At 40.4% G+C, this 10096-nt stretch carries 10 protein-coding genes; 8 read left to right on the forward strand and 2 right to left on the reverse strand.

What is annotated here, in order from left to right:
• Positions 1-119 precede the first annotated feature (119 nt).
• The 5 genes from KI210_RS06500 (at position 120) to KI210_RS06520 (ending at position 5417) form a co-directional block, all read left to right on the forward strand.
• On the forward strand, positions 120-296 hold the full coding sequence (locus KI210_RS06500) for a hypothetical protein (protein WP_212781080.1): 177 nt from the start codon (positions 120-122) through the stop codon (positions 294-296).
• Positions 297-326: 30 nt separating this feature from the next.
• On the forward strand, positions 327-761 hold the full coding sequence (locus tag KI210_RS06505; protein WP_212781081.1) for a hypothetical protein: 435 nt from the start codon (positions 327-329) through the stop codon (positions 759-761).
• Between the two features lie 65 nt (positions 762-826).
• Positions 827-2266, forward strand: coding sequence for an McrB family protein (locus KI210_RS06510; protein ID WP_212781082.1), 1440 nt, complete (start codon positions 827-829; stop codon positions 2264-2266).
• Entirely contained in the window at positions 2266-3627 is a 1362-nt protein-coding gene (locus KI210_RS06515; protein ID WP_212781083.1) for a 5-methylcytosine restriction system specificity protein McrC, read from the forward strand. The genes KI210_RS06510 and KI210_RS06515 overlap by 1 nt, the downstream gene beginning before the upstream one ends.
• 23 nt (positions 3628-3650) lie before the next feature.
• Positions 3651-5417, forward strand: coding sequence for a DUF2075 domain-containing protein (locus KI210_RS06520; RefSeq protein ID WP_212781084.1), 1767 nt, complete (start codon positions 3651-3653; stop codon positions 5415-5417).
• Between the two features lie 44 nt (positions 5418-5461).
• Here KI210_RS06520 and KI210_RS06525 read toward each other — a convergent pair whose 3' ends face one another.
• The gene (locus tag KI210_RS06525; protein ID WP_212781085.1) at positions 5462-6805 is read right to left on the reverse strand and encodes an APC family permease; all 1344 of its coding nucleotides are present in this window, start codon (positions 6803-6805) and stop codon (positions 5462-5464) included.
• A 298-nt stretch (positions 6806-7103) separates the two neighbouring features.
• On the opposite strand from KI210_RS06525, the gene KI210_RS06530 reads away from it, so the two are divergent.
• Both KI210_RS06530 and KI210_RS06535 read left to right on the forward strand, forming a co-directional pair.
• The gene (locus KI210_RS06530) at positions 7104-7586 is read left to right on the forward strand and encodes a GNAT family N-acetyltransferase (protein WP_371870190.1); all 483 of its coding nucleotides are present in this window, start codon (positions 7104-7106) and stop codon (positions 7584-7586) included.
• Positions 7587-7617: 31 nt separating this feature from the next.
• Positions 7618-8178: a TMEM175 family protein gene (locus KI210_RS06535; RefSeq protein ID WP_212781087.1), complete on the forward strand. Its 561-nt coding sequence runs from the start codon at positions 7618-7620 to the stop codon at positions 8176-8178.
• Between the two features lie 50 nt (positions 8179-8228).
• On the opposite strand, the gene KI210_RS06540 is transcribed toward KI210_RS06535, so the two are convergent.
• Positions 8229-8840 (reverse strand): DedA family protein, encoded by a 612-nt coding sequence (locus KI210_RS06540; RefSeq protein ID WP_212781088.1) that lies wholly within the window; start codon positions 8838-8840, stop codon positions 8229-8231.
• Positions 8841-9003: 163 nt separating this feature from the next.
• On the opposite strand from KI210_RS06540, the gene KI210_RS06545 reads away from it, so the two are divergent.
• A complete protein-coding gene (locus tag KI210_RS06545; RefSeq protein ID WP_212781089.1) occupies positions 9004-9867 on the forward strand; it encodes an alpha/beta fold hydrolase in 864 nt (287 codons plus the stop codon).
• The last annotated feature ends 229 nt before the right edge of the window (positions 9868-10096 follow it).

Genomic DNA, 10096 nt, shown 5'->3' on the forward strand with positions numbered 1-10096 from the left:
TGGCAGTTATTGGCATTGACCAAGTAACTGCTTTTTCTTTATCATAGCAAGAAATAGGCGATAAAAATATCAAGCTTTGGCTTTTCTTTGAGACGATTGTGGATGGGATGGTGGAAAAAATGAAGACTTGGACCAAAGTGGTGCTTGCCCTGGTTGGCGGGGGCTGTTTAGATGGCTGGTTGCGATTTAGGACGGGTGAAGAAGGCAATTTGCTGGTTCATACGGTAGTGTTTTTGCTTGGTGCGGCAGTCTGCTGGGCGGGGGCAGAACTATTTGCCAGAATCCACCACGACTGATAATATGCTATTATTTTTAGTGTAATGATCGTGGATGAAGAAAGCGAAAATAGAGCAATGAGAATAATCAATAATGTTTTTTGGATTTACTATCTGTCAGACAAAGATCCTCAGTTTGATCCAAATAAAGTGGGAAAATGGATGTACTTCTTTTCAGATAGAAATTTTATGGAGAAAATGTGCAAAGAAGCGATTGAAGAAGGCATCGTTCAAGAATGCAAGCATAGCAATGCCAATGACGGAGTTTCCTGTTTTTATTTAAATGATGATGATTTTGAGGGGCATAAAAAAGTAATTTCATTTTTCCTGAAAAACAAGCTGATCCGTAAGACTAAGACAGGGCGACTTTACAATATTTCCTTTAAGCATGATGAGCAGACCGAAGCAGGAGACTATGGCAAAAACTACCATTCCGATATCAAGTTAAATCAGTTTATTGATTTAGAAACTGGGGGATGGAAATAGGTTGCTAGTGGCATCTATTGCTCATTAATATTTAAAAGGATTTATCTAAACTTTGGAGAAGCAATATGTATAAAAATTTTGACTCAAATGATTTAAGCTATCGTGAATTCTTTTTCACCACAGCAGAAGACTTTGGTGGAAAAGGGCGATCCGGACTTAAATATGTCGCCAGAAAAAATGTGAATGATCCATTTCCAGCTAAGGGAGCTTACTTTGGCTGCATTAGTGAAGGTGAAGAAAAAAATGGAGCATATTCTGACTTAAGCATCGTTGTGTTTCCAAGTAATGAAGCTGATGATCTCCAGGACCGGTGGATGATTGCTTTAGTGGTTGGGAGTCTCGGGTTTAAGAATGACTACGATCTTGTCACCTTGCCTGGAACTAGAAGGATGTTTACCAAGCACCTGCTTGGAAATGACCTAACAAAAGAATCATTTGTTAAAAACGACTTTTTAGACGTTGAATCACAAGATGGCTTCAAGAGTTTTTGTGATAACAATGAAATCCCGGATACATTAGCTAATGCCATTAAGAATTATGGCAAAGTGATTTTGGCTGCTAGTGTAATTAATCCTAATAATGAATTGGCATGCAAAGAAACAATAGGACGTTACCTAGGTTTGTATGCAATGGTGCGTGATTGGCCAACCAGCAATGCTAAGCGGAAGAAAGTCCAAGAAGCCGTTCTAATTGACGACAGTAAGCTAAATGAAGAAGCTGAAATTAAAAAGTTACTCGGTCAAAGAAAGTATGTAGTTTTGCAAGGTGCTCCTGGTACTGGTAAAACTCGGATGGCTAAAAAAATTACGGCAGAGAGTAGTAATGTCTTCTTTACGCAATTCCATGCTGAAACTTCATATAGTGACTTTGTCTATGGCATTCTTCCCAACGTTAACGCTGAAAACTTGCAATATCAGGCACATGAGGGGATTTTTGTTCAGGCAATAAAAACTGCACAGGCAAAAGCAGATGAGCCCGTTTATTTAATCATTGATGAAATTAACCGGGCTAACTTGGCTAGTGTCTTGGGGCCAGCTTTTTACTTATTTGAACCAACCATGGCAAATAGTGGCGTAAAAATTGAGGTTTGCCCAGGACTAGCATTAACCAAACTTCCAGAAAACTTGTATGTTATTGCCACCATGAACACTGCCGATAGAAGTTTGGCAGTTGTCGACTTTGCTTTAAGACGACGGTTTGCTTGGTACACTTTGGTGCCACATGCTGTGAAGCCAGATAGCGGCTACAAATTCTGTCAAAAAGAGTTTAACGATATCAGTGATATTTTTGAAAAATATGCGACTGATGAAGAGTTGAATTTGCAACCAGGCCAAGCATATTTTATTGTTTCAGAGCATGATCAAGGTGATGAAATTAAAACTCGCCTGCAGTATGAAGTGATGCCTTTGATTAAGGAATACCTTGCTAACGGGATGTTGGCACGCTCAAAAGATGACTTTGTTGATTACTTCCGGCGCACCATCCATGAGGAGATGTTTAGGTAATGAGTAAGTTGTTTTACAGCATGCCCTGCCTTTCAAGCTCTAGAGAATTTCATAAATTAGAGATCTACCAAGATTTTTTTGATAAAAAAGTCGATAAACGGTACTTGGAAGTGGCAGTGAGACGGTTCATCGAATTGAACCAAACTATGCTGGATTTTCTCGGGATTAAGGTTGTCACCCAGGGTGCGGGTGAAGGATTAACGATTGCTTTTCAGACTTCGAATTATATTGGGGCAATCCCATTAAAGATGCCATATGATGGCATTGCTCGCAAAGATTTTCAAGTATTACCCAGGTTTGATCTGGGCAAAAATGTCTTTGCTGATTTAACCCAAATTTTGGCAAAGTTAGAGTTTTCAATCTCTCCAGAATTTGCAGATCAGCCACTGTGCAGTCCTATGCAACTTAAACCACCAGTTTATACAGAAGCGGTAAAATATCTTGATTTATTTGAAGCAGCTTACCGTTATACTTGGAGAAAGTTTGATACTAGAAGGCACGACTATGCTTATCCGAAAGCTAGTACTGACTGGCAGAAGTATTCACTTACCAGTAGTGACCCTAGAAAGGCGTTAGTTTTTCCTGCGCGTGATAGCTTTTTAACAACCGATCACCTTGAATGGCGAAAGCTAAGATATGTCTTTGATTTAGCACGAGAAATCTTGCTTTCTGCTGATACTCCGGCCGAAATTCGTTATCGCTATCTGACCAAAATAAATAATTTAACCAGGCAAGTAGCTAATATTCAGCCGCAGTTCACGAAAGAAGTTCAACTACGTGCCCATGATCCCAAATGTATTACTGAGGCCAAGCAGCAGGCCAATGTTGTGTTAAAAAATGGCAGCACCCAAAGTAATGCTTGGAGAATGGATATGGCTGAACTTTTTGAACGCTATGTTCAAACCATTGCAGCTCAAGCAGCACGGGAATTATCTGGTAAAGTCTTTGCTAACGGTAAAATTCACGGCAGCGGTCATATTCCTTCATGGGGATTGAAATACCTAGAGCCGGATATTACCATTCGGATTGGTGAGCGACTTTATATGGCCGATGCCAAGTACAAGGCGAACTACTATGCTCGTTTAAATGAGAGTGAGATCCTGAAAGAAACTCATCGAGCAGATTTACATCAAATTCTGGCATATTGCTCATTTGAACCACAAAATACTGATAAGACGGGCATTTTGTTCTATCCGGCTAATGAAACTAGCTATCGCGTAATTGATTATTCAGCCGATCGATTAGGTGGCTTGGCCAATCGAGTTGTCATATGTGGTTTAGCATTTGGCTTAAAAGCGATGGATCAAGCACCGCAGCAAGTCAAGCAGTTATTGCAAGCTGAAGTGGTTGATGAAGTTTAATACATTCATTGAGGTAAATAACATTGGAAAGAAAATTACCTGATCCAATTATCAAAAAATTTGAATACAGCGAAAAAGGATTAAATGAAATAAAGGAGCTAGACGAAAATAAGCCTAACGGTAAGCTCCTTTTGCGCTACCCAACAGTTTATGTTGTTAATGATAAAAATCAAAAAGTAAAGCAAAGAAACACGCAATATTCTGTGTATGTAGGTGAAACTAACAATATAGTTCAAAGGACGACGCAACACTTGCATGAAGATCCCAAAAACAGGGATGATTGGAAAAAGTTATCCAAATCGAAGACTGCGCAAATTTACGTCATTGCCTACGGACACTTCAATAAATCTATGACTCTGGATATTGAAAACAGATTTATGTTGTATTTAGGCAGCGTGGAGAACGTCAAAGCCCTTTACAACCGGCGTACTAATAGCCAAGATCAATATTATCCGGTAGAAGAAGTAGACGAAGTCTTCAACAATATTTGGACGAAATTGAATTACAAAGATAAGCATCTTTTTCCAGAAATGAAGCTTATCAGAGACTCGGCCTTGTTTAAAGCGTCACCATTCCACAAGCTGACTAACGAACAACTGAAAGCAAAAAACCAAATACTTCAAAAAGTGAAGGACGCAATGGATCGCAATGAAACAGGGCAATTAATCTTGGTTGAAGGAGAAGCGGGTGCTGGAAAAACCGTGCTCCTTAGCAATCTTTTTTATGATCTGTGTAATCCGGATCCGATTGATAGAAAACCTGTTGAAGCTAGATTATTGGTTAATCATGATCAGCAACTTAAGATTTACCAAAATGTTGCTTCGAAACTTGGCTTAGGAAAAGGGAAAGTAGATAAGCCAACAATTTTCATCAATAGTGAAAAGACAGAAGATAAACATGTTGATGTCATCTTAGTTGATGAAGGGCATTTGCTCTGGACACAGGGTAAACAAGCTTATCGGGGAGAAAACCAACTGAAGGATTTGCAAAAGCGAGCAAGAATAGTAATTTTAGTTTTTGACCCAAAGCAGATTGTTCGGACGCAACAAATTTTGACTAGTGATGAGATTTCCTCATTGGAAAGTGAAGCTCATGAAAAAGACAACCTGATAACTTTGCATAATCAACTCCGAATAGATGCAGATCCAGCTACCATTAATTGGTTAGATAATTTTATTGATAAGGGAATAGTAGGGACTTTGCCTACCGATTCGAAATATGATATTAAGGTCTTTGAAAGTCCGGCTAAATTGGAGCAAGCTATAAAAGCTAAAAATAAAGTTGATATTGATTCAGGGTACGCTAATGGTATTTCTAGAATCATCGCAACTTTTGACTGGAAATTTTCTTCTGCTTCTAAACCAAAAGATGAGGATTATTGGATGGTAAAAGATTCTGCTTCCGATTGGAAGATGCCATGGAATGAGCAGAAAAAAGCCAAAAAGCGTGGGATTAATAAGAATTTATCTTGGGCTGAAAGGCCAGAAACGATAGATGAAGTTGGCTCAATTTACACGATTCAAGGCTCTGACTTAAACTATGCCGGCGTAATTATTGGGCCGAGCGTTGGTTACGAAAACGGCAAGATAGTTTATTATCCAGAAAAACATGCTAATAAGGATGCCGTACAAAGACGAACTTTGGAAGACGGGAGTAAGAAAAGCTTTGCTCCAGAGTTAATTCGGAATGAATTAAATGTCTTGCTAACTCGGGGAGTCCATGGTTTGTATATTTATGCGATGGATCCAAATTTGAGAAGAAAACTGAGCGAAGTTGCTAGAGGTAAATAACCCCAAAAAACAACCAGTCCATTCAAGACTGGTTGTTTTTATACCTAGTTTTCATCCAATTCCTGCACTATAACTTGCTTATTTTTCCGTCTAACCCAAGCAAAGACTGGCAAGCCCACCACCACAATTCCAATGAACAAGACTACGCCAGCTGGATCATTGAGCAGCTCGCTGACAATGACAAACAAGCCACCAGCAATTGCCAAGATTGGCACAAAAGGATACAAAGGCGTGCTGAAAGGCCGGACAGGATTTTCCTTACGCAGCTTGAAGATGCCGAAAAATGCCAGCACATAGAAACAATAAATGGTGAAAACGCACAGGTCCGACAAACGATCAGGGTCAAAGCAAGTTAGCATCATGCCAGCCAGGGCAATGATCGAAATCGTCGCAACAACTGGTGATTTGCCTTTGGGAGTTAAATAGGCTAATTGACGTGAAAATGGCAAGTCCTGCCGTTTGGCCATGGCATAGACAATTCTGGGGAAAGTGATGATCTTCCCGTTCAGGGTGCCCAACATGGAAATAATGATTCCTAAAGTTAGCAGCTTGCCGCCGATTTGGCCAAAAGCCTTGGTGGCCAAGTAGGCCGTGGTATTTTCACCTAGTTTATTTATTAAGTTTGCCGGAATAAAACGAAAAATTCCGATCGTAATGAGGGCATAAATGAGCAAAACTGCGGTAATTCCCAGGATGATTACTTTGGGCAAAACTTTTTGCGGATTTTTCATTTCACCGCCTAAATTGGCAATTAAAATCCAGCCGTCATAGGCGAACAAGGTGGCAAGGACAGCCACGCCAAAGTTGCCGCCGGTTTGGTGAACTTCCCCGATGGTCTGGTTTAAGGCATCATTTTGTCCCCAGAATAAGCCAAAGATAATGATGGCGAAAATGGGGATCATCTTGCCGATAGTGGTGATAATTGAAAAAGCAGCTCCGACCTGATTGTCAAAAAAGTTGATTAGTCCGACTAAGATGATTAGCAATAAGGCGATGGGGATGCGCCAAGTTGTGCTAATGCCGAGAAAATTGCAGACCAGGATCGCCGTAAAACCGGCAACGGCAGCAATTATCGCCGGACCGTAGACAATGACCTGCATCCAACCCGCCAAAAAGCCTAAAGTCCGGCCATAAAGCTTTTCAAGGTAAACATAAAGCCCGCCAGTATACGGCATTTGCGCGCCAATTTCTGCAATGGTTAAGCCGGCTGCCAAAGTAATAATCCCGCCAAAAATCCAAGCCGCAATGGCCAGCGTGGAATTTTCCGCACTTGCTAAGACGGAAGCCTGTTTGAAAAAGATGCCTGAACCAATAATTGTCCCGATGACAATCGCAATGGCTGAACCAAAGCCTAACGTTCTTCTGAGTTGATTATCTTGCTTGTCCATATTTTTTCTCCCAAAACAAAAAGCCTAAATTTGCCAGTCACTCTGCTGCAAGTGACTAGTAAATTTAGGCTGCTGAGCTCAAATTTTTAAGGTATACTAAATCACTCGTCTTCTGTTGTTAGAAGATGAGGAGGATGAAGTATTAAATTCAACATTGCTTAAATGTCTCATTGTGAGCTCTCCTTTTGATAATTTTTAATTATAGTATCATGGTAGCTTAAAAAAAGCAACATAACTAGTAACTTAGTTGACTTTTTCAGTATAATGAACAAAAACAATTAAACGAGGTGGACAGATGATCCAAGTTAGACAGGTAGCCAAGCAAGATTTACCCCAAGTGGCGGCGATTGAGCGCGCTGGTTTCAACGAAGCTGAAGCAGCTGGAATTGCGCAAATCCGCGAGCGTTTTGCAAAAATTCCTGATACTTTCTTAGTAGCGACTGATCAAGATCAGGTTGTGGGGTTTATCGTGGGGCCAGCAGTTAAAGAGCAATTTGTGACTGACGAAATGTATGAACATACTCCGCATAATTTGCCTCGTGGCGGCCATCAGATGGTTTTGTCAATTGCCGTCTCGCCGACTTACCGCGGTCAAGGTATTGGCACGCTCCTTCTTAATGAACTTGCCCAAGTTGCCAAAGCAGCTGGACGAGCAACAATATCCTTAACCTCTTTGGCCAAGAATGTGCCGTTTTACCAGCATAATGGCTTTATAAAAGTCGGCGTGTCTAATTCTGAGCATGCTGGTGAAGTTTGGTATGACTTGGTGAAAAAATTGTAGTTCGCAGTATCGATAATTAAAGGTGAAAAATATGGATAAAGGACGACTAGAAGCTTTTAGCGATGGGGTTTTAGCCATCATTATCACGATTATGGTATTGGAGTTAAAAGCCCCAGTGAGTGCAAGTTGGCAGAGTTTAAGCAAATTGTGGCCGACGGTTTTGGGCTATACCTTAAGCTATGCTTATATCGCAATTTATTGGTCAAACCATTATAAGTTAATCAAACAAGCCAAAAAGATTAGTTGGAAAATCAATTGGGCCAACATTAGTTGGTTGTTTTTTACCTCGTTTATTCCATTTACGACGGCCTGGGTGACGCAAACTAATTTTCAGCCCGTTCCCACTTTAGTGTATATCTTCGTTTTTTGGATTACTGCCATTGCCTATCACTTGTTAATGATGGCCATTCTACCTTCTAAGAGTTTGGGCGAGGCTTTCAAGATGGTTTTTGTAAAAGATAAACGGGCAGTCTGGTCTCTGACCTTTTATACTATCGGGCTATTTACTGCACTATATTGGCCACTGGTTACTTATTTGATCATTGCCGTGATCGCTGTTTACTGGATTTGGCCCAGCCATGAAATTAATTAATAGCAAACAAAAAGGAGTACTATTCATGCCGAATAAGTACTCCTTTTCTGCTATTTTTTGATGCGTTTAGCATACCAGAAGTAAGAAGCTGCCAGAAAAATAATCCCCAGCAAGATCAAGGTAATTAATGAATATTCTTCAAAGACCATAACAACTTGCTGCCAGTTTTGCCCTAAATAAGTACCAAAGCTCAGCAAAACGGTGTTCCAAATGAGACTTCCTAAAGTTGTAAACAGGGCGAATTTAAACAGATTTACCCTCGCCATCCCGGCCGGCAGGGAGATCAGGCTACGGACAATCGGGATAAAGCGGGCAAAGAATGTCGTCCAGATACCATACCGTTGAAACCAGGCGTTGGCTTTTTTGACGTCGTTCTTTTTGAAGCCCATCTTTTTGAAGAAGGGCCGATCAATGAGCTGGCTGATTTTTTCTTCTTTAAACAGCGAGCCGATCCAGTAGAGAATCAAGGCCCCGATCAAGGCCCCTAAAGTTGAAGCGAAGATCAAGTGAATTAGCTGCAGCTCAGATTTAGTAACCATGAACCCACTAAAAGCGAGAATTACCTCTGAGGGAATTGGTGGAAAAATATTTTCAATTGCAATAAGCATACTGACTGCAAGATATCCAAATTGGTTGATTAGGGTTGAGATAAGTGTAGTCATCATTGTTCTCCTGATAAATCCTTTAGGCTAACTATAGCAAATAAATTTATTAGTGACAGCTAGGGCAAAATAGATATTAAAAATTCTTAATGATAGCCAAGTTTATGCTTGACTTGAAGTTTACTCTAAGGATTAAGATAAAAAATAACCAGGGAGGAAAATAATGAAGAAAAAAACAGTTTTATGGACGTTGGCAATATTACTGCTAGTTGCAGCTGGGGGCTTTGGCTTATATCGGGCTAATTTGCAGGTGGACTCCCATAAGTATCGGGTCACGCCAACCGCAACGGTCTTTTTTCACGGTTGGGGCAGCAGTTACCATGCTGAAGAACAAATGGCTAATTATTTGGAGCAGGTGCATGCCACTAATAAAATAATCCGTGCTGAAGTGGCCAAAAATGGGCAAGTTGCTTTTTACGGCCAGCTTGGGAAAAAGGCTAAAAACGCCGTTGTTGAAGTGAATTTAGAAAATAATCGCAGCGTTAATGGCGGTTCATCAGATATTGCTAGTGGCTATCGTCGCTCAAGTCGCTACGTCTACGATGTTTTGCATGCTTTAAATAAGCAATTTGGGGTTACTAGTGTCAATCTGGTCGGACATTCAATGGGGAATTTGCAAATTGCCTACTACCTGAAAAATTATCAAAATCAGTCGCAGCTGCCCCAAGTTAAAAAGGTGGTTTCGATTGCGGGGCACTATAATGGCTTTTTGGGCGAACCCAACGCCCCGAAAAAAGTTACTTTTAACAAAGAGGGCTTGCCTAGCAAAATTTCCAATGGCTATCGCGGTTTATTAAAATTGCACCAGACATATCCTAAGACGATCAGGGTGCTAAATATTTATGGTGATATTGGCAATGGCACTGACGGTTCGGTTGCGGTGCAGTCGGCACAATCATACCGATATTTAGCAAGCCGAGCTAAGAGTTATCGCGAGGTGAAAATTACTAAGCATGCTCAGCACAGTCAATTACACGAAAATAAGCAAGTTGATCGCTTATTGGCCCAATTTTTGTATGGGAAGTAACTTGTACTTTTGAAGCTAGTTGGTAACTTGCTGCACAACGCTGCTTTTGGGTAAAACCGAAAGCAGTGTTGTTTTTGTTTTGCCAAATTGACAAAATTGTTTCTGATTAATATTATAAAAATAAGTTAAACGTAAATTGCAATAATAAATTGAACATTTATACTGCTTGATAGATATGATCTAATTCTTTCTCAAAGATTTCATCTGGAGTATGATATGCCAAGATCTT

This window comes from Lactobacillus corticis (assembly GCF_018327645.1).
Lineage (GTDB): Bacteria > Bacillota > Bacilli > Lactobacillales > Lactobacillaceae > Lactobacillus > Lactobacillus corticis.